At 59.9% G+C, this 25,065-nt stretch carries 25 protein-coding genes, 1 tRNA gene and 1 other RNA gene; 17 read left to right on the top strand and 10 right to left on the bottom strand.

Going from position 1 to position 25,065, the window contains the following annotated elements; all coding sequences use genetic code 11:
- Nucleotides 1–5: 5 nt before the first annotated feature.
- Both GLP52_RS14180 and GLP52_RS14185 read left to right on the top strand, forming a co-directional pair.
- Nucleotides 6–584: a histidine phosphatase family protein gene (locus tag GLP52_RS14180; RefSeq protein WP_093731672.1), complete on the top strand. Its 579-nt coding sequence runs from the start codon at nucleotides 6–8 to the stop codon at nucleotides 582–584.
- Nucleotides 577–1,524 carry a 3-hydroxyacyl-CoA dehydrogenase NAD-binding domain-containing protein gene (locus GLP52_RS14185; protein ID WP_237271177.1) on the top strand — a complete coding sequence of 316 codons (948 nt, stop codon included), beginning with the start codon at nucleotides 577–579 and terminating at the stop codon, nucleotides 1,522–1,524. Before GLP52_RS14180 ends, GLP52_RS14185 begins: the two co-directional genes overlap by 8 nt.
- Before the next feature lie 15 nt (nucleotides 1,525–1,539).
- On the opposite strand, the gene recR is transcribed toward GLP52_RS14185, so the two are convergent.
- The 4 genes from recR to GLP52_RS14205 form a co-directional block, all read right to left on the bottom strand.
- Nucleotides 1,540–2,133 carry a recombination mediator RecR gene (recR, locus tag GLP52_RS14190; RefSeq protein WP_237271178.1) on the bottom strand — a complete coding sequence of 198 codons (594 nt, stop codon included), beginning with the start codon at nucleotides 2,131–2,133 and terminating at the stop codon, nucleotides 1,540–1,542.
- 73 nt (nucleotides 2,134–2,206) lie between these two features.
- Complete coding sequence (locus GLP52_RS14195; RefSeq protein WP_005850050.1) at nucleotides 2,207–2,551, bottom strand: YbaB/EbfC family nucleoid-associated protein; 345 nt, start codon at nucleotides 2,549–2,551, stop codon at nucleotides 2,207–2,209.
- Nucleotides 2,552–2,652: 101 nt separating this feature from the next.
- Complete coding sequence (locus GLP52_RS14200) at nucleotides 2,653–4,401, bottom strand: DNA polymerase III subunit gamma/tau (RefSeq protein ID WP_237271179.1); 1,749 nt, start codon at nucleotides 4,399–4,401, stop codon at nucleotides 2,653–2,655.
- 34 nt (nucleotides 4,402–4,435) lie between these two features.
- Nucleotides 4,436–4,798, bottom strand: coding sequence for a DUF202 domain-containing protein (locus GLP52_RS14205; RefSeq protein ID WP_093731676.1), 363 nt, complete (start codon nucleotides 4,796–4,798; stop codon nucleotides 4,436–4,438).
- Nucleotides 4,799–4,861: 63 nt separating this feature from the next.
- Here GLP52_RS14205 and ypfJ point away from each other — a divergent pair, with 63 nt between their 5' ends.
- Nucleotides 4,862–5,707 carry a KPN_02809 family neutral zinc metallopeptidase gene (gene ypfJ / locus GLP52_RS14210; protein WP_237271180.1) on the top strand — a complete coding sequence of 282 codons (846 nt, stop codon included), beginning with the start codon at nucleotides 4,862–4,864 and terminating at the stop codon, nucleotides 5,705–5,707.
- Between the two features lie 226 nt (nucleotides 5,708–5,933).
- On the opposite strand, the gene ffs is transcribed toward ypfJ, so the two are convergent.
- Nucleotides 5,934–6,031, bottom strand: an RNA gene (gene ffs / locus GLP52_RS14215) — signal recognition particle sRNA small type.
- Between the two features lie 148 nt (nucleotides 6,032–6,179).
- On the opposite strand from ffs, the gene nudC reads away from it, so the two are divergent.
- Entirely contained in the window at nucleotides 6,180–7,151 is a 972-nt protein-coding gene (gene nudC, locus GLP52_RS14220) for an NAD(+) diphosphatase (RefSeq protein WP_237271181.1), read from the top strand.
- Between the two features lie 36 nt (nucleotides 7,152–7,187).
- Complete coding sequence (locus GLP52_RS14225) at nucleotides 7,188–7,655, top strand: SRPBCC family protein (RefSeq protein ID WP_237271182.1); 468 nt, start codon at nucleotides 7,188–7,190, stop codon at nucleotides 7,653–7,655.
- A 14-nt stretch (nucleotides 7,656–7,669) separates the two neighbouring features.
- Here GLP52_RS14225 and GLP52_RS14230 read toward each other — a convergent pair whose 3' ends face one another.
- Nucleotides 7,670–8,518, bottom strand: coding sequence for a prephenate dehydratase (locus GLP52_RS14230; RefSeq protein WP_237271183.1), 849 nt, complete (start codon nucleotides 8,516–8,518; stop codon nucleotides 7,670–7,672).
- A gap of 132 nt (nucleotides 8,519–8,650) precedes the next feature.
- On the opposite strand from GLP52_RS14230, the gene GLP52_RS14235 reads away from it, so the two are divergent.
- From GLP52_RS14235 to GLP52_RS14255, 5 genes are all read left to right on the top strand, one after another.
- Nucleotides 8,651–9,160: a c-type cytochrome gene (locus GLP52_RS14235; protein ID WP_237271184.1), complete on the top strand. Its 510-nt coding sequence runs from the start codon at nucleotides 8,651–8,653 to the stop codon at nucleotides 9,158–9,160.
- Nucleotides 9,161–9,347: 187 nt separating this feature from the next.
- Nucleotides 9,348–11,297 (top strand): extracellular solute-binding protein, encoded by a 1,950-nt coding sequence (locus GLP52_RS14240; protein ID WP_237271185.1) that lies wholly within the window; start codon nucleotides 9,348–9,350, stop codon nucleotides 11,295–11,297.
- A 9-nt stretch (nucleotides 11,298–11,306) separates the two neighbouring features.
- Nucleotides 11,307–12,395: a microcin C ABC transporter permease YejB gene (locus tag GLP52_RS14245; protein ID WP_093731683.1), complete on the top strand. Its 1,089-nt coding sequence runs from the start codon at nucleotides 11,307–11,309 to the stop codon at nucleotides 12,393–12,395.
- Nucleotides 12,396–12,400: 5 nt separating this feature from the next.
- Nucleotides 12,401–13,507, top strand: a complete 1,107-nt coding sequence (locus GLP52_RS14250) for an ABC transporter permease (protein WP_237271186.1) — start codon at nucleotides 12,401–12,403, stop codon at nucleotides 13,505–13,507.
- Nucleotides 13,504–15,102 carry an ABC transporter ATP-binding protein gene (locus GLP52_RS14255; protein ID WP_237271187.1) on the top strand — a complete coding sequence of 533 codons (1,599 nt, stop codon included), beginning with the start codon at nucleotides 13,504–13,506 and terminating at the stop codon, nucleotides 15,100–15,102. The genes GLP52_RS14250 and GLP52_RS14255 overlap by 4 nt, the downstream gene beginning before the upstream one ends.
- A gap of 11 nt (nucleotides 15,103–15,113) precedes the next feature.
- Here the strand turns inward: GLP52_RS14255 and GLP52_RS14260 are convergent, their stop codons facing one another.
- Nucleotides 15,114–16,610, bottom strand: coding sequence for a D-alanyl-D-alanine carboxypeptidase family protein (locus tag GLP52_RS14260; protein ID WP_093731686.1), 1,497 nt, complete (start codon nucleotides 16,608–16,610; stop codon nucleotides 15,114–15,116).
- A gap of 245 nt (nucleotides 16,611–16,855) precedes the next feature.
- Nucleotides 16,856–17,548, bottom strand: a complete 693-nt coding sequence (locus GLP52_RS14265; protein WP_237271188.1) for an HAD family hydrolase — start codon at nucleotides 17,546–17,548, stop codon at nucleotides 16,856–16,858.
- Between the two features lie 90 nt (nucleotides 17,549–17,638).
- Here GLP52_RS14265 and clpS point away from each other — a divergent pair, with 90 nt between their 5' ends.
- Genes clpS through hemF form a run of 4 tightly spaced genes read left to right on the top strand, consistent with a single transcriptional unit; the run spans nucleotide 17,639 to nucleotide 20,726 of the window.
- Nucleotides 17,639–17,980 carry an ATP-dependent Clp protease adapter ClpS gene (gene clpS, locus GLP52_RS14270; protein ID WP_005850026.1) on the top strand — a complete coding sequence of 114 codons (342 nt, stop codon included), beginning with the start codon at nucleotides 17,639–17,641 and terminating at the stop codon, nucleotides 17,978–17,980.
- A gap of 3 nt (nucleotides 17,981–17,983) precedes the next feature.
- Nucleotides 17,984–18,976 carry a class I SAM-dependent methyltransferase gene (locus GLP52_RS14275; RefSeq protein WP_237271189.1) on the top strand — a complete coding sequence of 331 codons (993 nt, stop codon included), beginning with the start codon at nucleotides 17,984–17,986 and terminating at the stop codon, nucleotides 18,974–18,976.
- Between the two features lie 29 nt (nucleotides 18,977–19,005).
- The gene (locus GLP52_RS14280; RefSeq protein ID WP_237271190.1) at nucleotides 19,006–19,806 is read left to right on the top strand and encodes an SDR family NAD(P)-dependent oxidoreductase; all 801 of its coding nucleotides are present in this window, start codon (nucleotides 19,006–19,008) and stop codon (nucleotides 19,804–19,806) included.
- 26 nt (nucleotides 19,807–19,832) lie between these two features.
- Nucleotides 19,833–20,726, top strand: coding sequence for an oxygen-dependent coproporphyrinogen oxidase (gene hemF, locus GLP52_RS14285; protein WP_237271191.1), 894 nt, complete (start codon nucleotides 19,833–19,835; stop codon nucleotides 20,724–20,726).
- Nucleotides 20,727–20,833: 107 nt separating this feature from the next.
- On the opposite strand, the gene GLP52_RS14290 is transcribed toward hemF, so the two are convergent.
- Both GLP52_RS14290 and hemC read right to left on the bottom strand, forming a co-directional pair.
- Nucleotides 20,834–21,400, bottom strand: a complete 567-nt coding sequence (locus GLP52_RS14290) for a fasciclin domain-containing protein (RefSeq protein ID WP_237271192.1) — start codon at nucleotides 21,398–21,400, stop codon at nucleotides 20,834–20,836.
- A 102-nt stretch (nucleotides 21,401–21,502) separates the two neighbouring features.
- A complete protein-coding gene (gene hemC / locus GLP52_RS14295; RefSeq protein WP_093731692.1) occupies nucleotides 21,503–22,456 on the bottom strand; it encodes a hydroxymethylbilane synthase in 954 nt (317 codons plus the stop codon).
- A gap of 109 nt (nucleotides 22,457–22,565) precedes the next feature.
- Between hemC and hemE the strand changes: the two genes are divergently transcribed.
- The 3 genes from hemE (at nucleotide 22,566) to GLP52_RS14310 (ending at nucleotide 24,982) form a co-directional block, all read left to right on the top strand.
- Nucleotides 22,566–23,615, top strand: a complete 1,050-nt coding sequence (gene hemE, locus GLP52_RS14300; RefSeq protein WP_237271193.1) for a uroporphyrinogen decarboxylase — start codon at nucleotides 22,566–22,568, stop codon at nucleotides 23,613–23,615.
- A 62-nt stretch (nucleotides 23,616–23,677) separates the two neighbouring features.
- Nucleotides 23,678–23,754, top strand: a tRNA-Met gene (locus GLP52_RS14305).
- Nucleotides 23,755–23,947: 193 nt separating this feature from the next.
- Entirely contained in the window at nucleotides 23,948–24,982 is a 1,035-nt protein-coding gene (locus GLP52_RS14310; RefSeq protein WP_237271194.1) for a TRAP transporter substrate-binding protein, read from the top strand.
- Nucleotides 24,983–25,065: the final 83 nt, after the last annotated feature.

Raw genomic sequence — 25,065 nt, forward strand, 5'->3', positions numbered from 1 at the left:
CCATCATGAAATCCTACCCCAAAGTCTGGTTCCTGCGACACGGCGAAACCGAATGGAACGCAGAGGGCAGGGTGCAAGGCCAGACCGAATCCGTGCTGTCTGAACGGGGCAAGATCCACGCGCAGCAACAGGCCGAACTGATGGCCCCGATCCTTGCGCAGAACCCACCCTGCATCGTGTCGCCGCTCAAACGCACGCGCCAGACTGCGGATATCGCGCTCGGCGGGCGGGACTACCAGACCGACGATCGCCTGAAAGAGATTTTCGCCGGCAGCTGGGAAGGACACCTGCGCGCCGATATCTTCAAGAACCTCCCCGAAGGCATCACGCCGCAAAGTCCGCATATGGAATTCTATTGCGCCGCCCCCGATGGCGAAGGCTTTGACGTGTTTCAGGCGCGGGTGAATGCCTTTGTCGACACGCTGACCGAACCCACCGTGATCGTTGCCCACGGGCTCAGCGGGCAGCTTTTGCGTGGTGCGCTTTGTGGTCTTAGCCGCGACGAATTGGGCCAACTCTCGAACCGTCAGGGCTGCGTCTACGTGCTGGAAAACGGCGCAGAAACGGTGTTGTCGCTTGACTAAGGACGCTGCGGCTGTGGCCCCTTGCTGTGTCGCGATCGTGGGATGCGGGCTGATCGGGGCAAGCTGGGCGGCGCTGTTTCAGCATGCCGGCCACACCGTGCGCGCATGGGATCCCGACAAGGGTGCCCGCGGCGGGTTTACCGCCCGCGTGGCGGGGCCTTTGACGCAGCTGCAACAGATCAAGACGGGTACGGCACCGCAGGGCGGCCTGACCGTCCACGACAGATTAGAGGACGCTCTTCGAGGCGCGGTCCTGATTCAGGAAAACGCGCCCGAAAACATACCGCTGAAACACCGGCTTTATGCCCAGATCGAAGCGGCGGTGCCGCGCGATGTGATCATCGCCTCCAGCACCTCGGCGCACCCGTGGTCGGACCTTGTACCGGGGATGCGCTCCCCCGACCGTCTGATCACCGCCCACCCGTTCAATCCGCCGCATCTGGTGCCGCTGGTTGAGCTCTATGGCCCTGACCCGAAAGTGGTCGACTGGGCCGAAGCATTCTACCGCAGTCTCGGCTCCGCCCCCGTGCGATTGAAAAAAGACGCGGTAGGGCATATTGCCAACCGTCTGTCGTCGGCCCTGTGGCGCGAGGCGGTGCATATCGTTGCCGACGGCATCGCGGATGTCGACGCGGTGGACATGGCGCTGGTCAACGGGCCGGGGCTGCGCTGGTCGGTCTTGGGGGCGCATATGGCCTATCACCTTGGCGGGGGCGTGGGGGGCATGGCGGGCTATCTCGAACACTTGGGGCCAAGCCAGCAAAAACGCTGGGACAGCTTAGGCTCGCCCACACTGGACGCCGACACCCGCGCGCGACTGGTAGAGGGTGTGAACACCGAAGCCGCAGGCCGCAGCATTACCCAGCTGGAGGCAGAGCGCGACGCAGCCCTGATCGAACTTGCGCAGATGCGGCAGCGCTTGGCAGCGCAAAAAGATTAAAGATGGCTTAAAGCCCTAGAGCGACTTGCGCGCCCGCATCGCCGCAGTGATCGTCCCGTCGTCGAGGTAGTCAAGCTCGCCGCCGATGGGCACCCCTTGGGCCAGTGACGTCAACCGCACCTGACCTTCCAGCTGGTCGGCGATGTAATGCGCCGTGGTTTGCCCGTCGATGGTGGCGTTGAGCGCGAGAATAACCTCGGATACGGCATCTTCACGCACACGATCGATCAAGCGTGGTATGCGCAATTCCTGCGGACCAATGGCATCCAGCGCCGACAGCGTGCCGCCCAACACATGATACCGCCCCTTGAACACGCCGGACCGTTCCATCGCCCATAGATCGGCGACATCTTCGACGACGCAAATCTCGCCATTGGCGCGTTTTTCCGAAGTGCAGATATCGCAGACGTCCGTGGTGCCGACATTGCCGCAGTTGATACATTCACGCGCCGTCGCCGCCACGGTCTGCATCATATCGGCCAAGGGGGTCAGCAACAGCGCGCGTTTACGGATCAGATGCAGCACCGCCCGGCGGGCCGAGCGTGGCCCCAATCCGGGCAGGCGCGCCATCAGGTCGATGAGCGCATCAATGTCGCGTGTGCTGCTCATCCGTGGACCCCCATGGCGTTGGTGTGAAAGAGTTCTAATGCCTTCGGCGAGGATTTAACCCCATTTGGAAGGATCAGAACGGCAGCTTCATATCCGCGGGCAGACCCATGCCTTCGGTCAGCTTGCTCATCTCGGACTGGGCGCGATCCGTAGCTTTGGTCTGCGCGTCCTTGATCGCGGCGAGGATCAGGTCCTCGACGACTTCTTTCTCGTCGCCGTTAAAGATCGACGGGTCAATATCTAGCGACTTCAGCTCGCCCTTGGCAGTGCAGGTCGCCTTGACCAGACCGGCACCGGATTCACCTTCGACGATGATATTGTGCATGTCTTCTTGCAGTTGGGCCATCTTGCCCTGCATCTGCTGCGCGGTTTTCATCATTTTGGCCATGTCACCCATGGCACCCAAACCTTTAAGCATGTGGTCGTCTCCTGTAGCTATATTTGCCTATGTATATGCGGTCTTTGCCGCGGTCCGACAAGGGGGCAGAGGCCAGAGAGGCGGCGACGAGACCGGCAGGCTCAGTCGTCCTCGAAGGGGTCCCATTCGTCTTCGACCTCGGGCAGCGCTTCGGACACAGCGGCGGCGGCGATTTCCTCCGGCGTGCGGATCGACAGGATCTTGGCCCCCGGAAAGCTCGCCATGACGGCCTGCATCAGCGGATGGTTTTCGGCCTGCGATTTCAGCGCGTTTTCCTTGGCGTCGCGGATCTCGGCGATGGTTTTTGCGCTGCTGTCGCCCACGATGGTCACGGCCCAGCGGTTGCCGGTCCACAGTTGCAGCCGCGTGCCAAGGCGCTGCGCCAGATCGCGGGGGGCGGTATCTGTTGGGGTGAATTCGATCCGGCCCGGTTGATAGGCGGCAAGGCGGACCGAGGTTTCGACCTCCACCAGCAACTTGACGTCGCGGTTGCTGCGGATCAGTTCGACCACATGTTCAAAACTCGGATATTGGGCCAGCGCCGAGGACACGGCCGGTGCAAGTGCTGCCATCGTCGCGCCGCCCGCAGGCCCGCCCGACATCTGCTGGCTGCCCATTGCGCCGGTCGATCCATTCCCCGAGGGCACCGCGGCACCCCCGCCCGGACCTTGTGGCGAGGCAGGCGGCGGCGTGGCGTTGGCCAGCTTGCGCGCCAGTTCTTCCGGACTGGGCAGATCGGCCACATGGGTCAAGCGGATCACTGCCATTTCGGCGGCCATCATCGCGTTGGGGGCGCTGGCGACTTCGTCCAGCGCTTTCAGCAGCATCTGCCACAGACGGGTCAGCACCCGCATCGGCAGGGTCTCGGCCATGCTCACGCCGCGGGTGCGCTCTTCGGGGGAAACGGTGGGATCTTCGGCGGCATCGGGGGTGATCTTGACCACGGATACCCAGTGGGTGATCTCGGCCAGATCGCGCAGCACGGCCATCGGGTCGGCCCCATCCGAATACTGGTTGCCCAGCTCGTTCAGCGCGCCGGCCGCATCGCCGCGCAGGATCATATCGAACAGGTCCAGCACCCGCCCGCGGTCCGCCAGCCCCAGCATGGCGCGCACCTGCACGGCCGTTGTTTCGCCCGCGCCATGGCTGATCGCCTGATCCAGCAACGACGTCGCATCGCGCGCCGACCCTTCGGCGGCGCGGGTGATCAACGCCAGCGCGTCATCGGCAATCTGTGCATTCTCCGCCGTGGCGATCTTGCGCATTAGCGCGATCATCACCTCGGGTTCAATCCGGCGCAGGTCGAACCGTTGACACCGCGACAGAACGGTTACGGGCACCTTGCGGATCTCGGTCGTCGCAAAAATGAATTTGACGTGCTCGGGCGGTTCTTCCAGCGTTTTCAGCAGCGCGTTGAACGCCCCTGTCGACAGCATGTGCACCTCATCGATGATATAGACTTTGTACCGGGCCGAGGCCGCGCGGTAATGCACGCTGTCGATAATCTCGCGGATGTTGCCGACGCCGGTGTTGGATGCGGCATCCATCTCCATCACGTCGACGTGGCGGCCCTCCATAATGGCGACGCAATGTTCGCAAACACCGCAGGGGTCTGTCGTCGGCCCGCCATTGCCGTCCGGCCCGATGCAGTTCATCCCCTTGGCGATGATCCGCGCCGTGGTGGTTTTACCGGTCCCGCGGATGCCGGTCATGATGAACGCCTGCGCGATGCGATCCGCCTCGAACGCGTTTTTCAGCGTGCGTACCATCGCGTCCTGCCCGACCAGATCGGCAAAGGTTTCAGGCCGGTATTTGCGGGCCAATACGCGATAGGCAGAGGGTGCTGTCATGACGATCCTGCAAGATTCGATTAAGGCCCTGAACCTAGAGCATCCAAAGGATGCCGCCAACCGCAACCGAGGCAAAGCTGAAAATCACCGCAAGTGTCTTCATCCGCGCATTGGGTTGCGCATTGGCATGGTGGTCGTTCAGCCGGTCCAGCGTCTTGGTCGCCGCATCATGGGCCGCCCAGAAGATATAGACCGCCGCCACGACAAAGATCGAGGCGACGGCTTTCGCGGCCCATGTCGGGTCGAAATCCCCAAACACCGCCTTAAGCCCGATCGCTACGGCAAGCGACGCCATCCCCGTGCGCATCCATCCCGCAAAGGTGCGTTCATTCGCCAGAATCGTGCGGTCTTCGGCCCAATCGGTGCGGTTCTCGGCCAGTTCATTGCTTTTATTCATTAAACTATTGTGCGCCTCGCGCGTTACGCTGACAATAATATTTGACACAGCGGGGACAGAATTATGCGGTTGCGTGGCATCAGACGAAGCAAAAACGTAGAGGTGCGCCGCGGCGGGGGCGGTGGGGGTGCCGGTCGTGCGGGCGGTCTGGGGATCGTCGGCGTTCTGGCCGTGCTGGCAATCGGGTATTTTACCGGAATAGACGTATCACCCTTGCTTGGTGGTGGGGGCGCGCCGCAAACCCAGCAGGGCGCACCCGTGTCTGAAAGTGACGGCGAAGCCACGCAATTTACCGCACAGGTTCTGGCCACCACAGAAGACGTCTGGGGCGAGATTTTCCCACAGCAGTTGGGCCGTGACTATGTGCCGCCCAAGCTCGTCGTCTTTTCAAATGTGACGCAAAGCGCGTGTGGCGGCGCCTCTGGTGCGACGGGCCCGTTCTACTGCCCCGCGGATGAAAAAGCCTATATCGACACGCAATTCTTTGATCTTCTGGCGCAGCGCATGGGGGCAGGCGGGGATTTCGCCGCCGCCTATGTCATTGCGCATGAGGTCGCCCACCATGTGCAGAATGAATTGGGTATCCTGCCTCAGGTTGATGCGCTGCGTCGCCAGTCCTCCACCGCTGAGGCGAATGCGCTGGCGGTCCGGCTTGAACTGATGGCTGATTGCCTGTCCGGCATATGGGCCAAAAACGTTCAGGGTCTGATGGAGCGTGGCGATCTGAACGAGGCATTGAATGCCGCCCGCAAGATCGGCGATGACCACCTGCAACGTCAGGCCGGTCGTGTCCCGCAGCCGCACACCTTTACCCATGGCACGTCCGAGCAGCGTTCAAGCTGGTTCCAGCGCGGGTTTGACAGCGGTCAGGTCGGGCAATGCGATACCTTTGCCGCAGAGCAACTGTAAGAGCGTTCGGTGCCATAACGAAAAAATAACTATTATAAACAACAGGTTAAGTTACCCATGGGTAACCTGACCTGTTGCTTTCGGCCGTGCCAAAATGCCGATGATCAAATACATCGGGGCAGGGGCAATAAGCAGATATTGTTAAGGCGGGGTGGGCTGCCCCTCTCGTGCCATCCTTTGGATGACCCTGCGGGGCGACGCGTATTTTGCCTTGCAAAATACGCAGGGGTGAGAGGCTGATAACGACCCAAGTGGGTCTCGTTACGGCTGCTTCCTTCCGGATCTGACCGGGTTGGCGAGGCACCTGCCCGCACCAACCTCTCACCGCCCATATAGTATAGGGTCCGGTGGGATGCAAGACGGACCCAAAGGCGTTTTTCCCTATGCGTTTTTATCGGGCAGGGGGATCATGCAGCCTTGGCATCGCTGGAATTGGCCAATAGGCATGTACCACGCAATCGGGAGGATACGCATGAAGCACGCTGAAACGGTGACTTTCGGAGGGTCCGCGCTGGACCGTGCCGGAGAGGTCCGCGCCGACAAAGACGCCGTGGCCGCACTGCGTGCAGATGATGCCACCCGCGCCATTCTGTTCTGGCGCGGCAAGGTGTTGGTCGACCCCGCGCGCCCCGCGTCTTTGGTGCGTTTGCCACTGGATCATCCCGCACTCGCCGATGCCGGTTCCGCCCCGATCTTGCTGGGGCGCGAAGACGGTGCTGCGCGCTTTGCCTATGACCTGTCACCGTGGATGCCGGACGAGATATTCGATCCGCGCCAGCTGGGGTCTTTTGTGGATCAAAGCGAACAGCGCCACCCGATGCTGCCGCCCGACTTTGTGTTTGTCGAAATGCGTCAGGTGATGACATGGCTCACCCCGCGCGACGCCGAACTGGCCGCGACGGGCAAGGCGATTTTGGCATGGCATGATAGCCATGGGTACTGCGCGCGCTGCGGGTTTGAAACGGTGGTGAATGACGCAGGCTGGCAACGCAACTGCCCCGCTTGCCGCGCCTCGCATTTCCCGCGCACCGATCCGGTTGTGATCATGCTGATTACCCATGGCAACTCTGTCCTGATGGGCCGGTCGCCGGGCTGGCCCGAGGGTATGTTCTCGCTTTTGGCGGGGTTCGTCGAACCGGGCGAAACGCTGGAGGCCGCGGTGCGCCGCGAGGTCTTTGAAGAGGCCGGTGTTCAGGTTGGCACCGTCAGCTACCTTGCCAGCCAGCCTTGGCCATTTCCCGCCTCGCTGATGTTCGGCTGCGCCGGAGAGGCGACCAGCAGCGAGATCACCATCGACCCCAAGGAAATCGAAGCGGCGATGTGGGTCACCAAAGAAGAGATGATGGATGTCTTCGCCGGACAGCACCCCACAATCAAACCGGCCCGCAAAGGGGCAATCGCGCATTTCTTGCTGCAAAACTGGCTTGCGGATACGCTGGATTAAGGCAACCTTCGGGAAAGACGACGAACAAGGCAGAACATGAAATTTTCCACCAAAGAAGACATCGACGCGCCGATTGATGCGGTATTCGACATGCTGTGCGAATTTGACCAGTTCGAACGTGCCGCCATGCGCCGCGGTGCCGAGGTCCAGCGCGTGGACCAGTTAGCAGAACCGGGGGTGGGGATGCTGTGGGAAGCTGCCTTTGACATGCGCGGCAAGCGCCGCGCGCTTCAGGTCGAGATGGACCGTTTCGAACGCCCGACAGAGATGAAGCTAGAAACCCGGTCGCAGGGGCTGACCGGCGATATGAGCTTTGATCTGGTCGCACTGTCGCGCAGCCGCACCCGCATCATGGTGGCACTTGACCTCAAGCCGCAAAACCTGTCGGCGCGTCTTTTGGTGCAGTCGTTGAAGCTGGCCAAAAACGCGCTGACCAAGAAGTTCAAGAAACGCGTCGGCGACTACGCCAAGGACATGGACGAACGCTACCACAAACCCCGCTAAGGGGTTTGACGCGCTTATTTTCCGTGGCGGTCGGGATGCGCGGGGTAGACGCCTAGAATCTCGATCACATTGGTGAAGTGTTCCAGTTCTTCCATCGCTCGGGCGACGGCGGGGTCTTCGGGGTGGCCTTCGATATCGGCATAGAACTGCGTCGCCGTGAACGACCCGCCCGCCATATAGCTTTCCAGCTTGGTCATGTTGACGCCATTGGTCGCGAAACCACCCATAGCTTTGTAAAGCGCTGCGGGGATGTTGCGCACCTGAAAGACAAAGGTGGTCAGCATATTGTCCGCACGGCGGGTCTGGTCCAGCTCGGGTGACATCAGCAAAAAGCGCGTGGTGTTATGATCCAGATCCTCGATGTCGCGGGCCAGCACCTTGAGCCCGTGAATATCCGCCGCGACCTCGCTTGCCAGCACACCGACATCGCGTTCCTCCGACACCGCAAGATCCGCCGCCGCACCCGCGCTGTCCGCCGCTGCCTCTGAGGTGATGCCATGGGCGTCCAGCCAGCTGCGCGCCTGCGGGATCAACACCATATGCGCGCGCACGTGTTTGATGTCTTCCAGCTTCACACCGTCATGGGCCATCAGGCTGATGCGTACCCGCACAAATGCCTCGCCGATGATACGCAGCCCGCTTTGTGGTAAAAGCCGGTGAATGTCCGCGACGCGCCCGTAGGTAGAGTTCTCGACCGGCAGCATTGCCAGATCGGCGCGGCCTTCGCGCACGGCGCGGATCACCCCTTCGAAGGTCATGCAGGGCACGGGGATCATGTCGGGGCGGGCTTGCAGGCAGGCTTCGTGGCTATAGGCCCCCAAAGCGCCTTGAAACGCGATGCGCGGCGCGGTTTTATGGGTCATTAGGGGCATCCTTCTTCAAGCCGTTGCCAACTATGGCGTTTGGTCGCGGTAACTACACCTTGCCCCGACGAAGGGAAAGCAATAGATACGCCTGCAATACGATGCCCGAATACCAACGATGGACCTTCACGCATGTTCGATACAATGACCGTTACCAAAATCGCTGCCGGCCTGTTTGGCGCTTGGCTTGTCCTTCTGCTTGGCAAATTCGCGGGCGAAGAGCTTTATAATGCGGGTTCGCATGGCGAACAGGGCTATGTGATTGAAGTGGCTGATGCCTCCGCTGGTGGAGAGCCCGCAGAAGAAGTCGATTTTGCCGAGATTATGGCGGCCGCCGATCCGTCCAAAGGCGAAAAGGTTTTCCGTAAATGTTCCGCTTGTCACAAGGCCGAAGACGGTGCGAATGCGGTTGGTCCCTACCTTTACGGTGTTGTCGGGCGTCCGGTTGATTCCGCTGACGGGTATGCATCCTATTCCGGCGCGCTTGAGAAAGCCGCGGACACATGGACACCTGAAAACCTGAACGCGTTCCTGACCAAGCCTGCGGGTTTTGCACCGGGCACCACGATGGGTTTTGCAGGTCTGCCCAAGATCGAAGACCGGGCAGATGTCATCGCCTATCTCGACAGCCTGGACAACTGATCCATCCTATATTCCGAATGCAAGGCCGCCCCCTCGTGGGCGGCCTTTTGCTGTGAAGTGCCCTGTTTTCAGTCAGGTAACATATTCGCAACTTGTAACTTGGGCGGTCGGGCCGTTAGCGTGTATCCGGCAGTCATCTGCCGCGGCGACCACCGCCTAACGCCCGTTGTTATAAAGGATACGCCCGATGCCCCGGACCCATGCCCGTGCTGACACAAAATCGCAAACCCCCATGCTGCGCGTCGCTGGCGCGGCTTTACTTGTCTTTGGGGTGGCGATGCTGGGCGGGACAGCTTGGGGGCAGGAGGATGCCGCACAAGGCAGCGGCGATATCATCACCGCGCATGGCTATTCCTTTTATGGCGATCTGACATACCCCGCCGATTACACCCATTTCGACTATGTGAATCCCGACGCACCCAAAGGCGGCGAGATTTCAATCTCGACGCTTGGGACGTTTGATTCGATGAACCCCTATTCACGCAAGGGCCGCGGCGGCGCGCTGAGCACGGTAATGTACGAAAGCCTGTTGGGCGAGGGCGTTGGCGGAGAGACCGTGCCCGCCGATGTTTACGGCGAAGCCTATTGCCTGCTGTGCGAGAGCCTTGAATACCCCGAGAGCAAGGACTGGGTGGTGTTCCACATGCGCAAGGACGCCACATTCTCGACCGGTGATCCGGTGACGGCCCATGACATCGCCTTCAGCCACAACCTGCTGCTGGATCAGGGGCTGAAATCCTATGCCGATGCAGTGCGCAAGCTGATCCCCGAGGTCGAGGTGATCGACGATTACACCATCAAGTTCTATTTCAGCCCCGGCGTGTCGCGCCGCAGCCTGATCGAACAGGTCGGCGGTGTGCCTGCATGGTCGAAAAAATGGTACGAGGAAACCGGCGCGCGGCTGGACGAATCGCGGCTTGAAACCTCGCCCGGGTCTGGCCCGTATATGATCGACAGCATCGATGTGAACCGTCGGATCGTCTACAAGCGCAACCCCGATTACTGGGGCAAGGACCTGCCGTTCAACGTGGGCCGCAACAACTTTGATAAAATCCGCGTGGAATACTTCGGCGATGAAAATTCCGCGTTCGAGGCCTTTAAGGCGGGTGAATATACCTTCCGTACCGAGGGCAGCTCGAAACAATGGGCATCATCCTACGACTTCCCCAAGGTGACCGCAGGGCAGGTGGTGAAAGAGGATATTCCCGACGGGTCGCCGCCCACGCCCTCGGGCATCGTGTTCAACCTTGGCCGCGAGGTGTTGCAAGACAAGCGCGTGCGCGAGGCCGTAGCGTTGGGGTTCAACTTTGAATGGACCAATGAATCGCTGCAATACGGGCTGTTTAAACCGCGTGCATCGTTTACCCAAGATACCCCGCTGATGGCCACGGGCACGCCCCAAGGGGCCGAACTGGCGCTGCTGGAAAGCCTTGGCGATGTCGTGCCGCCCGAACTGCTGACGCAAGACGCCGTAGTGCCGCATACGTCGGATGCGAGCCGCCTGTCGGACCGTCGCAACTTGCGCCGCGCGATGAAACTGCTGGACGAGGCCGGTTGGGCCGTGGGCGATGACGGCAAACGCTATAATGCGCAGGGCAAACCCTTGCAGCTGCGGTTTTTGTTGAACTCGTCTGGATCGGCCACGCTGTCGGCGGTGGTCGAAAACTTTATGTCGAATTTGCAGAACATGGGCATTGATGCCGTGCTCGAGAAAGTCGACAGTTCCCAATACACGGCCCGCGAACGCGACCGCGATTATGACATGGTTTATGACAGCTATGGTGCGTTTCTGGGCACGGGCACCGGGCTGGAACAACGCTATGGGTCAGAGGCGGCCGCCTATTCGCTGTTCAACCCTGCGGGGCTTGCCAGCCCGCTGGTCGATGCGATCGTGACCGCGTCGCTGGCGGCCAACACGAAAGAGGAAGAGGACGCCAGCCTTATGGCGCTGGATCGGGCGCTGCGGTACGAATTTTTCATGATCCCGACCTGGTATAACGACAGCTTCTGGACGGCCTATTATGACCAGTACGACCACCCCGAAACGCAGCCGGCTTACGCTTTAGGCTATCTCGATTTCTGGTGGTACGACACGGACAAAGCAGACGCCTTGCGCGCTGCGGGCGCACTGAGGTAAACGCCGGTCATGGGCGCATATATTCTTCGACGGCTGTTGCTGATCATTCCGACTTTGCTGGGGATCATGCTGATCAACTTTGCACTGGTGCAGTTTGTGCCGGGTGGCCCTGTTGAGCAGGCGATCGCGCGTATTCAGGGCGGTGGTGACGTGTTTGAAGGGTTCTCGGGCGGGGGATCGGATGCGGGCAACGCGGTCGATACCGGCGGCAACGAGAATTACGTAGGTGCACGGGGATTGCCGCCCGAATTCATCGCAGAGCTTGAGAAAGAGTTCGGTTTCGACAAACCACCGGTAGAGCGGTTCGTGAACATGCTGTGGAATTACATGCGGTTCGATTTCGGCGACAGCTACTTCCGGTCGATCAGCGTGATCGAGTTAATCAAGGAAAAGCTGCCGGTGTCCATCACGTTGGGGCTTTGGTCCACGTTGATTGCCTATCTGGTGTCGATCCCCCTTGGTATCCGCAAGGCGGTCAAGGACGGCACGGCCTTTGATACATGGACATCGGGCGCGATTATCGCTGCCTATGCGATTCCGGGCTTTCTGTTCGCGATCCTGCTGCTGGTGCTGTTCGCGGGCGGGTCCTACTGGCAGATATTCCCGCTGCGGGGGCTGACCTCGGACAATTTTGACCAGTTAAGCCCCCTGGGCAAGGTCGCGGACTACTTCTGGCACATCACTTTGCCGGTGCTGGCCTCGACCATCTCGGCCTTTGCGACGCTGACGTTGCTGACCAAGAACAGCTTTCTCGACGAGATCAAAAAGCAATATGTCGTCACGGCACGGGCCAAGGGTCTGTCAGAGCGTAAGGTGTTGTACGGCCATGTATTCCGCAATGCGATGCTGATCGTGATCGCGGGCTTTCCAGCGGTGTTTATCGGCGTGTTCTTTGGCGGGTCGCTGATCATCGAAACGATCTTTAGCCTTGATGGCTTGGGCCGTCTGGGGTTCGAAGCGGCGGTCGCACGGGATTATCCGATCGTCTTCGGCACACTGTTCATCTTTGGCCTCATCGGCTTGGTGGTCGGTATCCTGTCTGACCTGATGTATGTGGTCGTCGACCCACGCATCGACTTTGAAAAACGCGAGGGCTGAACCCGATGGCGCTATCCCCGCTGAACCAACGCCGCTGGCGGAACTTTACCCGTAACCGTCGCGCCTATTGGAGCCTTTGGATTTTCGCGATCCTGTTCGGGATTTCGCTGTTCGCTGAATTCGTGGCCAACGACAAGCCGATCCTCGTGAACTACCGCGGCGACTATTACATGCCGATTTTCAAGTTTTATCCCGAGACCGAATTCGGCGGCGATTTCCTGACCGAAGCGGTCTACCGCGACCCCGAAGTGCAATGTCTGATCGCCTCGGGCGGGTTGATCGACTGTCTGGACGACCCCGAGGGGATCATCGAAGACGCGCAGGATGGTGACGTCGCGGGCGAGGCGATTGCGGCGGGCTGGTCGATCTGGCCGCCTATCCCTTATAGCTTTAATACCGCCGTGGACCGGCCCGGCGCGGCCCCGCTGCCGCCGAACGGGCAGAACCTGCTGGGCACCGATGGTACCAAACGTGACGTGTTGGCGCGGGTTATTCATGGCTTCCGGTTGTCGATCATCTTTACCCTGATTGTGACCGGTGCCGCATCGCTGATCGGGATCATCGCAGGGGCGGTGCAGGGGTTCTTTGGCGGCTGGACCGATCTGATTTTCCAGCGCGTGATCGAAATCTGGACCTCGACCCCGTCGCTGTATGTGATCATCATCATGTTCGCCATTCTGGGGCGTAGTTTCTGGCTGCTGGTATTCTTGCTGGTGCTGTTCAGTTGGACATCGCTTGTGGGTGTTGTGCGGGCCGAATTCCTGCGCGCGCGGAACCTTGAATATGTGCGTGCGGCGCGCGCGCTTGGGGTGGGGAATATGACGATCATGTTCCGCCACATGCTGCCCAATGCGATGGTCGCGATGCTGACGATGCTGCCGTTTATCATTACCGGCACGATCAGCACGCTTGCGATCCTTGATTTTCTGGGCTTCGGCCTGCCGTCGTCGGCACCGTCTTTGGGCGAACTGACCTTGCAAGCCAAACAGAACCTGCAAGCGCCCTGGCTGGCGTTCACCGCGTTCTTCACCTTTGCCATCATGCTGTCGCTGCTGATCTTTATCTTTGAAGGGATCCGCGACGCCTTTGACCCGAGAAAGACGTTCTCATGACGCCTTCGACCCCGTCCACTGCGGTGCTGCAAGTTGAAGACCTGCGCGTGTCCTTCCGTCAGGAAGGTGCGTTGACCCATGCGGTCAAGGGCGTGAGCTTTGCCGTGCAGCGCGGGGAAACCGTGGCGCTGGTGGGGGAGTCCGGCTCGGGTAAATCCGTATCGGCGTTGAGCACCGTATCGCTGTTGGGCGACAGTGCCGAGGTGTCTGGATCGGTGCTGTATGACGGGCAGCAGATGGTCGGCGCGAGCGGCAAGCTGCTGCGCAAGGTGCGCGGCAATGACATCAGCTTTATCTTCCAAGAGCCGATGACATCGTTGAACCCGCTGCACACGATCGAGAAACAGCTGTCGGAATCACTGGCGCTGCATCAGGGCGTGGCGGGGGCGGAGGCGCGGGCGCGTATCCTTGAACTGCTGGACAAGGTCGGGATCATTGACGCTGAAAGCCGGCTGGGGGCGTACCCGCACCAGCTGTCGGGTGGGCAACGGCAACGTGTGATGATTGCGATGGCGCTGGCCAACAAACCCGACGTGCTGATCGCGGATGAACCGACCACTGCGCTGGATGTAACCATTCAGGCGCAAATCCTTGGTCTGTTGAAAGAGCTAAAAGACAGCGAGGGCATGGGCCTGCTGTTCATCACCCATGATCTGGGAATCGTGCGTCGCATCGCGGACCGCGTCTGCGTGATGAAACAGGGCGAGATCGTCGAGCACGGCCCCACGAACGAGATTTTCGAGAACCCGCAGCACCCCTATACGATCAAGCTACTAGGGGCCGAACCATCGGGCCGCCCCGACCCTGTGCCACACGATGCCGAAGTCATCGCCAGCACCGACCATCTGAAGGTTTGGTTCCCGATCCAGAAGGGGTTCATGCGCAAGACCGTGGATCACGTGAAGGCGGTCAATGACGCCTCTTTATCTGTGCGTGCCGGAGAGACCTTGGGCATCGTCGGCGAATCCGGTTCTGGCAAGACGACGCTGGCATTGGCCATCATGCGGCTGATCTCCTCTGAAGGGGGGATCAGCTTTATGGGGCAGGACGTGCGCAGTTGGTCCACGGGGCAGTTGCGGCGGCTGCGCAAGGATATGCAGATCGTGTTTCAGGACCCGTTTGGCAGCTTGTCGCCGCGGATGACCTGTATGCAGATCATCGCCGAAGGGCTGAGCGTGCATAAGGTCGACCCGGACCGAAACCCGCGTGAGCTGGTGCATGATGTGATGATCGAGGTGGGGTTGGACCCTGCCACGATGGACCGGTATCCGCATGAATTTTCCGGCGGTCAGCGTCAACGGATCGCGATTGCGCGGGCGATGGTGCTGCGGCCCAAACTGCTGGTGCTGGACGAGCCGACCTCGGCGCTGGACATGACCGTGCAGGTGCAGATCGTGGACCTGCTGCGCAATCTACAGCGCAAATACGGGCTGGCGTATCTGTTCATCAGCCACGACCTCAAGGTCGTGCGCGCGATGTCGCATAAGGTGATGGTGATGAAACGGGGGGATGTGGTCGAATACGGCGACGCTGACACGCTTTATGACAATCCGCAGTCAGACTATACGCGCACCTTGTTGCAGGCGACGACCTGAGCAGGCCAAGCTTAGGAGCTTGGCCCGATCATAAAGCAGTTCACATTACGTGCGACCAGACGGCGACAGGCCAGATCGGCTGTCTCGCGGGTCATGCCAAGGAAGTTGGCGTCGAACCCCTGCGGGCGACGCACGACTTTGCGCAGGCTCCCGTCGAGGGTCGAGATTTCGGCCAAAGCGGTCTTTAGCAGGATTTTCTCTGCGGCATAGCGGCTGGGATAACGACCCACGTTGACGCCCCAGTGACGGCCACCAGAGGTGGAAACCCGCGTGATGACTTCGGGTGCGGGGGGCGCTTTGGGGGTGATCTGTCTGACAGCGGCTGTTTCGACCAGCGATGCGGCGGCAGAGGGGCGCAGGGTCGGACGCACAGAGACAGCGGCGAGCAGGGTTTCTGCTTCGGGTTCGGGGGCAGGGGCCGCGGCGACGATGGCTGGCGCGGTTTTCTGCGCCTCTTGCAGTGCTGCGGTGATGTCGGCATTCAGAATAGGCGAGGTCGCTTGCGGTGCTTCGGCGGTTGCGACAACGACCTGAGCCTGGTGACCCGGACGCAAGGTCGGGCGTTTGGAGCTGGTGACCGCGCCCACAAGACGGATGACTTTGCCAGCCCCTCCGTTGGAGGCGACAGGCGTGTCTTCGATGTCGGCATAGGCCGGTTTTGAGGGTTTGTTCAAAGGCGCGCTAGACGGGGCGCGGCGAAAGCCCAGATCCATCAGCTCGGTTACCTTGGCGTTACGCGCACTGGTCGAGGTGCCGCCAAATACTGTCACGATCACCCGTTCATTGCCCCGTTCGGCGGAGGCCGTGAGGTTGAAGCCCGCGGCACGGGTGTAGCCCGTTTTGATCCCGTCAGCGCCTTTGTAGGAGCCGAGAAAGCGGCGGTTGGTGTGGCTGACTTTGCGGACGCCGGCATCGGCTGTAATGCGCGAAAACAGGTTGTAGTATTCGGGGTGATCATACAGCAGGTGGCGGCCCATGATGGTCATGTCATGTGCGGTAGACATGTGGCCGGATTCTGTCAGGCCGTGGGCGTTCTTGAAAGTCGTGTTGGTCATGCCGAGCGCTTTGGCGGTGCGGTTCATGCGGCGTGCAAAATTTGCCTCGGAGCCTTCGATCGCCTCGCCGATGGCGGTGGCGGCGTCGTTGGCAGATTTGACGGCAGCCGCACGGATCAAGTAGCGCAGGGAGATGGTTTGACCCGATTTCAGCCCTAGTTTGCTGGGCGGCTCGGACGCGGCGTGGCTGGTGATCTTGACCTTGCTGTCCAGCGAGATCTCACCACGTTTAATCGCCTCGAATGCGATATAAAGTGTCATCATTTTGGTGAGGGAGGCCGGGTGCAGACGGGTGTCGGCGTTTTGGGAATGCAGCACTTCGCCTGTACGGGCGTCGATAACATAAGCGGCATAAGGGGCCGCCATTGCGCTGAGCGGCAAGATCATCAGGATCCATATAGCCGCAAGGATGAATAGCCCAAACCGGGCTGGCTGCACACGCCGCACTCTCATAACAACTGCCTTTGCTCTGCCTAAGCCGCCGATTTTTCGACTGACCATTTTTATTGAGGTCACCGTATCATAGGACGAATTTTCGATAAACCCGTCCAATGTGACGGGCTGGGCAAAAGCGGCGATTTTTGGGCAGCACATGTAGCGTATGTTCAATCTTCCGCCACTATAGAGGGGATTGCGGCAGGAATGTGGCGGGAGTTGGGCGAGAACGCAGCGAAGGTGCGGCGAAAATCCAGCAAAGTTCAGGGCAGGAGCTTTGCCACCTCGGACAGTCGGGCGATCTGATGGAAGCGGGGCGAATCACTTGGCGCGGGGGCGTGCTCCAGCGCCCAGGTGATACCGTGCGGGATATAGACGCCATGGCCGCCCGCATAAATCATCGGCACTACGTCTGACTTCATCGAGTTGCCAATCATCATGCCACGGGCCGGACCGTCGCCGTGGCTGTCAAAGATGCGCTGGTAGGTTTGCGGGGTTTTGTCCGACACAATCTCTATCGCGCTGAACATCCCGCGCAGTCCGGACTCAGCAAGCTTGCGTTCCTGATCCAGCAGGTCGCCCTTGGTCACGAGCACGAGAGTATAGATGTCTTGCAGCGCCTCTAGGGTTTCACAGACATCAGGCAGCAATTCGACCGGATGCGCCAGCATATCACGGCCCGCCGCGAGGATTTGAGAAATGACGTCGGCAGGCACGCGGCCTTGGGTGACCTCGATTGCGGTTTCGATCATCGACAGGGTGAACCCCTTGATACCAAAACCGTAGTGCGGAATGTTGCGGCGCTCTGCCTCAAGCAGCCGGTCCATCAGGCTATCGCGGTCTGTATAATCGGCAAGAAGTTCGGCAAATTTGACCTGTGTCAAAGCAAAGAAACGTTCGTTGTGCCATAAAGTGTCATCGGCATCAAAACCGATGGTCGTTAGCGGATTGCCCATCTTTGGCGCGCCCTCTTTTCTAATTCTGCTTTAGGGTTATATAGACGCCTATACGACTCACTTGAAACGACTTCTTAGGCAGGAGCAGCAATGCGCCTTGATGATCTTATGATGGCGGGCAAAGATCGGGACGACGATGAAACCGATCTGTTGACCAAGACCAAACCAAAGACCAAGCGGCCGCCTTTGTACAAGGTGATGCTGTTGAACGATGATTTCACCCCGATGGAGTTTGTGGTGATCGTTCTTGAACGCTTTTTCGGGCTGAACCACGCCCAGGCCTTCGAGATCATGTTGACCGTGCATAAAAAAGGGCTGGCGGTCGTGGGTGTGTTTAGCCACGAGATCGCCGAAACCAAGGTCGCGCAAGTGATGGATTTCGCCCGACGTCACCAGCACCCGCTGCAATGCACTATGGAAAAAGAAGAATAACACGTGATTGATGCACGCCTGCACCTGGCGCTTGACGGCGGTGGTCTTGAGTTGCCCGCTGAAGGGACGATTGCCGTCTTTCAGCCCCCCCGTGACAGTGATTTGCCCGGCCTTGATAAGGACCGCGTTCAGATCATCCATGGCTTTAAGCCTGATTACGACGCGTGGGCGGCACGCGGCTATAATGTCGTGCGCACGATCAAGGACCGCTATGCGGCCTGTATCGTCTGCTTGCCACGCGCCAAGGCCGAAGCCCGCGCTGTCATCGCCGCCGCCTGCGAGGTCTGTGACGGGATCGTTGTGATCGACGGACAAAAGACCGACGGTGCCGATAGTGTCCTGCGCGAAATGCGCGACCGCGTGACGGTGCAGGGCCCGATTTCCAAGGCACATGGCAAGATGTTCTGGATCTCTGAGCCCGCAGCAGAATTCTTTACCGATTGGCGTCAGGGCCCCGAACTGACAGAGGGCGGTTTTTGGACTGCACCGGGGGTTTTTTCTGCGGATGGCGTCGATCTGGCGTCAGCGTTGCTGGTCGATGCCTTGCCCGAAAAGCTGGGGGCCGAGGTCGCCGATCTGGGGGCCGGTTGGGGCTTTTTGTCGGCGCACGCGCTGACACGGCCGGCTATCAAAAACCTATATGTCGTTGAGGCAGGGCATCTGGCGCTTGAATGCGCGCGCCGCAATGTCACCGATGACCGCGCGTCTTTTCATTGGGAGGATGCCACCAGCTGGGAGCCGCCGCACCGGTTGGACGGCGTCATCATGAACCCGCCGTTTCACATCGGACGCGCCGCTGAACCACAAATCGGACAGGCTTTTGTTGCCACGGCCGCCCGCATTCTGTCGCCTCAAGGCAAACTGTGGATGGTGGCAAACCGTCATCTGCCCTATGAGGCAGAGTTGAAAACCCGTTTCGCCCATGTCGAAGAAATCGGCGGCGATGCGCGGTTTAAACTGTTTCACGCGGCACGGCCCTTGCGCAAGCGTCGGTAAGTTGGCTGCGGCTGATTAAGGAACGAGCTATGTCATTCTCAATCTCTGGCAAGAACGTCATCATCACAGGGGCCGCAAACGGCATCGGCCTGGCGATTGCACGTCAGTTTGCCGACAAAGGTGCCAATGTGATGTGCGCCGACATTGACGAGAAAGCGCTGATTGAAGAATTGGGTGATGCCAAGGACGAAGGCAGCATCCGCTTTTTCGCGGGCGATTTGCGGCAGCGGTTGACCATTGCGAACCTTGTATCCGCTACCATCGATGCCTTTGACGAGGTCGATGTGCTGGTGAATGCATCGCGGCAGTTTTTGCCCACGGATGCGTTGGACGGCGACGACACCAGTGTTGAAACCTTGTGGCAGGAAAACGTGATGACCGCGATGCAACTGACACAGCAGGTCGCCAAACGCATGATCAAACAAGCCGAAGGGCAAGAGGGCGGCGCTGTTGGCAGCATCATCAACCTGAGCTCGACGACCTCGCGGCACACACGGCCCGAGCTGATGGCCTATTCCATGGCGGCAGCAGCGCTGGAACAGATGACGCGGTCAATGGCGCTGACCCTGGCGCCGCACCGCATCCGCGTGAACGCCGTCGCCTTCGGGTCGGTGATGAGCGGCTCGCTAAAGGCGTCTTGCGCCGAGAACCGTGAATGGCGCGACGACATTCGCAATCACACGCCGCTGGGGCGCATCGCATCTCCGTCCGAGCTGGCCGATACGATCCAGTATCTTGCCGCCGACAGTTCAAGCTTTCTGACCGGCGAAGTGATCGTGGTGGACGGGGGCCGGTCCTTGTTGGACGCCGTGGACGCGCCCGCACACTAAAAACACAGCAACGAAAGGCTTTGCGCATGACCGATGATTTCGAGGCGGAAAGAACCCGCGCCGCTGATTGGTTCCGCAGCCTGCGCGACCAGATCGTGGAGGCATTTGAGGCGCTGGAGCGTGACCACGCCAATGGGCCATTGTCAGATGCGGTCGCTGGCACATTCGAGGTAACCCCGACCAAACGCAGCAGCGACGATGGCAGCGACGCGGGCGGTGGCCTGATGAGCGTGATGCGCGGCGGGCGCGTGTTCGAGAAAGTCGGCGTCAATGTATCGACAGTTTTTGGCACATTGGGAGAGCGGGCGCAGGCCGCCATGGCGGCGCGCAAGGGCATCCCCGGCATGACCGAAGACCCGCGGTTCTGGGCATCAGGCATCAGTCTGGTGGCGCATATGCAAAACCCCCACGCCCCAGCGGTGCACATGAACACCCGCATGTTCTGGACGCCCCATGCCAGCTGGTTTGGCGGTGGGTCCGATTTGAACCCTTGTATCGAATATGCCGAGGATACGGCGCATTTCCATGCTGTCCAAAAGGCGCATCTGGACCCGCACGGGCGCGATCTTTACCCGCGTCTGAAGGAATGGGCGGACGAGTACTTCTACATCCCGCACCGTCACCGCGCACGCGGGGTGGGGGGGATCTTTATGGATGATCACGCAACAGGGGATTGGGAGGCCGACTTTGCCCTGACCCAAGACATTGGTCGCGCGTTCCTGCCCGCCTATCTGCCGCTGGTACAACAGCGGATCACGCAAGACTGGTCGGACGCCGACAAAGACGCGCAACTGGTGCATCGCGGACTTTATGCGGAATATAACCTTGTTTATGACCGCGGCACAAAATTCGGGCTGGAAACCGGCCATGATGCCAATGCGGTTCTTATGAGCCTGCCACCCTTGGCGAAGTGGGTGTAGGGGGGCCAGCCCCCGCCCTGCGGGCTCCCCCGGGATTTGAGCCATCTCGAATAAATAGGCCCCCGACTGTGCAAGTAGGGGGCCTTTTCGGTCAGTTTGGTGTCAGATTATTGCTTTGGCAGCATCACGCCATCGATCACGTGGATCACGCCGTTCGACTGTTTAACGTCTGCAATGGTCACAAACGCCGCGTTTCCGTTTTCATCGGCCAGCATCATGCGGCCGTCGTCAGCATAGGATGCTTGCAGTGTGCAGCCACCCAGCGTGGGAACGGGGTGCTCGCCGCCGTCATCCTTGATCATGCCTTGCAAGGCTTCGGCCATTACAGCTTTGCCGACCACGTGGCAGGTCAGGACTTCGGTCAGTTGGTCCTTGTTTTCGGGCTTCAGCAGGTTCTCAACGGCACCAGCTTCAAGACGGTCGAAACCGGCGTTGGTGGGGGCGAATACGGTAAAGGGGCCTTCGCCGGACAGGGTTTCGACCAGACCGGCTGCTTTTACGGCGGCAACCAATGTGGTGTGGTCGGCAGAGTTCACGGCGTTTTCAACGATGTTCTTTTCGGCAAACATCTCGGCGCCACCAACCATCGGGTTTTTCATCTCTTCAGCGAACGCCGCGCCCGCAGTCAGGGCCAGAGCTGCGGTTGCTGTCATCATTTTCTTGGCGAAAGTCATGGTGTTCTCCTGGGTTTATATCGTGATCAGTTGCTGATCATGACGGAGTAACGCGCCCATGCGTTGCTTAGTTTCAAACGCCGTGTGAAATAAGTTTCGATCTTACCCTTTGGTGTGCCAGTCAAAGAATCCGGGGCCTGCTTGCGCCAATAGGTCTTGAGCAAGATCGACACCCATCAGGCCGCCGTCTGAGATAGGGCCACTGCGTTCCCCGCTCAGCGCCTCTGATCCGTCGGGGCGCAGCACTTCGCCGCGCAGGTGCAGCGTATCACCGTCAAGCGTCGCGAGCCCGGCAATCGGCGTTTCGCACGACCCGTCGAGTGTCAGCAGGAAGGCGCGTTCCGCCGCGAGCCGTTGTCCGGTGGGGGTGTCGTGGATCGCGGCGAGCATGGCTTCGGTGTCAATATCACCGGCGCGGCGTTCGATGCCAATCGCCCCTTGCGCGACAGCGGGCAGCATCAGCGTATCGTCGATCGGGGTGGCGGGGACGTGCTGCATGCCCAACCGGTTCAGGCCGGCCACCGCAAGGAAGGTGCATTCGGCCTTGCCATCGGCGAGCTTTTTCAGACGGGTTTGCACGTTGCCGCGGAATTCGACGACTTGCAGGTCGGGGCGCTGGTGCAACAGCTGCGCGCGGCGGCGCAGGCTGGAGGTGCCGACAACCGCGCCTTGGGCCAATTGATCCAGCGCAGAGAGCGTCGGTGCAACAAAGGCATCGCGGGGGTCTTCGCGGGGCAGATAGGTGTCGAGCAACAAGCCCCCCGGCTGGATCGTCGGCATGTCTTTCATCGAATGAACGGCGATGTCGATTTTGCCCGCCAGCAGGTCCTCTTCGATCTCGCGCGTAAATAGGCCCTTGCCGCCGATATCCTTGAGCGGGCGATCCTGTATGATATCGCCGGTCACCTTTATCACCACGATTTCGAAAGCCGCTTGGGGGATTTCAAAAGCGGCAGCCAGACGGGCGCGGGTTTCATAGGCCTGGGCCATCGCCAAAGGCGAGCCGCGGGTACCTATGCGCATAGGATTTTCGGGGGTGGGCAGGTTCACAGTCATGGCCCTTCTTTAGGGGGGCCGATCTGATCTGACAAGCGGTGCCATTGCCTTGACATCGGGGCGCTACATCTTGACCTAAGACAAAACCTTTGAAGAGTAGGAAACCCAGATGCCGCAGACCGATACGCAAAGCAAAACCATTCTGCGTTCATTGGCAGGAGAGACGTTGCCGGTGCCACCAATCTGGATGATGCGGCAGGCGGGTCGCTATCTGCCAGAGTATAAGGCGACAAGGGCGCAGGCGGGGGATTTCCTATCGCTGTGCTATAATCCTGATCTTGCGACAGAGGTCACCTTGCAGCCGATCCGTCGTTACGGGTTTGACGCGGCGATCCTGTTTGCGGATATTTTGCTTGTACCACAAGCGCTTGGCGCGGATCTGTGGTTTGTCACTGGCGAAGGGCCGCGCCTGTCGACTGTCACCACGCAGGCGGATTTCGACAAGCTGCGGCCCGTGGGTGATATTCACGAGACGTTGAACCCGATCTATCAGACGGTGCGTAACCTTACCGCGGCGCTGCCGCGGGAGACGACGTTGATCGGCTTTGCCGGCGCGCCCTGGACCGTGGCGACCTATATGATTGCAGGGCAGGGGACGAAGGATCAGGGGCCGGCCCATCTGCTGCGCACGCAAGATAGCGCGCTTTTCGAAAAGCTTCTGGACCTGATTACCAAGGCAACCATCGAATATATGTCTGCGCAAATTGACGCAGGGGCCGAGGTGATGAAGATTTTCGACAGCTGGGCGGGATCGTTGCCCGGCGATGCGTTCGAGAAATACGCGGTCGCGCCGGCCCGCGAGATCACGCAAGAACTGAAGAAGCGGCACCCCGGTATTCCGATCATCGGTTTCCCGCGCGAGGCAGGTGATAAATACATCGGGTTTGCCAAGGCAACGGGCGTGGATTGTGTGGCGCTGGATAACTCTGTCTCGGCGGATTGGGCCGCGCAGAATGTGCAAGTTGACGGCTGTGTGCAGGGCAATCTGGCATCGCCCCATATGGTCACGGGCGGGCAGGCGCTGGTGGACGATACGCGCCAGATCGTCAAAGCCTTTTCCAAGGGGCCGCATATCTTTAACCTTGGCCACGGGATCACGCCGGATGCCGATCCTGACAACGTGCAGCGCATGATCGATACGGTGCGCGAAGGCGAATAATTCAAGAAGATTGGCTTTGGCTCTTGACGGGGGCCGAAGCCTGTCATACTCGGAGCGCCGATGGCGTTATAGCTCAGTTGGTTAGAGCGAACGACTCATAATCGTTAGGTCCCTGGTTCAAATCCAGGTAACGCCACCATCACCCTCCCTAAATCTATCAAAGATCGCTTTGCGCCCATCCGCCGGATTCGTCCGGTCGGGTGTTTTTCCATCGGTCGGCGTTACAGATGATTGATAAACGCGAGTTGCTGGTGTCAAGTGATGCTCAGCGAGATGCTCGGAACCGCTCGGCAACAGAGGGGTCCGTCTTTGACTGAACTTGGGAGAGTTAGATGATGATGAGAAGAACCCTGATGGGGATCGCGGGTGCGGCCCTTGCCGTTGGCATGAGCGCGACCGGCGCACTGGCGCAAGAGGTCACGCTGCGGATGCACCAGTTCCTGCCGCCACAGGCCAATGTGCCGAAACTTATTCTGGATGTCTGGGCTGATAAGGTCGAAGCCGCCAGTGACGACAAAATCAAAATTGAACGTTACCCCTCCATGCAGCTTGGCGGGAAACCCCCAGAACTGATGGACCAAGCGATTGACGGCGTGGCCGATATCGTCTGGACCGTGGTGGGCTATACCCCGGGTCGCTATCCGACGACCGAAGTGTTCGAGCTGCCCTTTATGGTGACGGACGCTCGCGCGGCGAGCTCTGCCTATTGGCAGATGTTCGAAAAGCACATGAAAGACACCGAGTTCAAAGATGTGCATATTCTGGGAACATGGGTCCACGGTCCCGGCCTGTTGCACACGAACGCCGAAGTCCGGTCGCCAGACGATATGCAGGGCCTCAAAATTCGCGGCGGGTCGCGTCTGGTGAACCAGCTGCTTGAGATTACCGGCGCGACACCTGTGGGCATGCCGGTTCCGGCGATTCCCGAAGGTCTGTCCAAGGGTGTGATCGACGGCACCACGATCCCGTGGGAAGTGACGCCATCGCTGAAAGTGCCCGAGCTGGTGAAGAACCACACCGAATTTGACGGTGCCGCGCTTTATACGCTGACCTTTGTGCTGGCGATGAACAAGGACCGCTATGACGGGCTGTCGGACGAACTGAAGAAAGTTCTGGATGACAACTCGGGCCTCGAATTCTCTGTCTTTGCCGGTGGCACACAGGCGGATGCTGATGGGCCTGCGCGTCAGGTCGCTGTCGATCTAGGTAACAACGTGATCGAGCTGAACGAAGAAGAAACGCGCGTGTGGCGCGATGCGTCGCAGCCGATCTATGACAGCTGGATTGCCGATATGGACAGCAAGGGCATCGACGGCCAAGCGCTGATCGACGAGGCGCGAGAGCTGATGGACGCTTACGGTAAGTAATCCGTAGCGCGTGAAACAGGCCCGCGGCGTATCCCTGCGCTGCGGGCCTGATGGCTTGATGCCACCAAATACCCTGACAAGAC

It is taken from the genome of Sulfitobacter sp. M22 (assembly GCF_021736025.1).
GTDB classification, from domain to species: Bacteria; Pseudomonadota; Alphaproteobacteria; order Rhodobacterales; family Rhodobacteraceae; genus Sulfitobacter; species Sulfitobacter litoralis.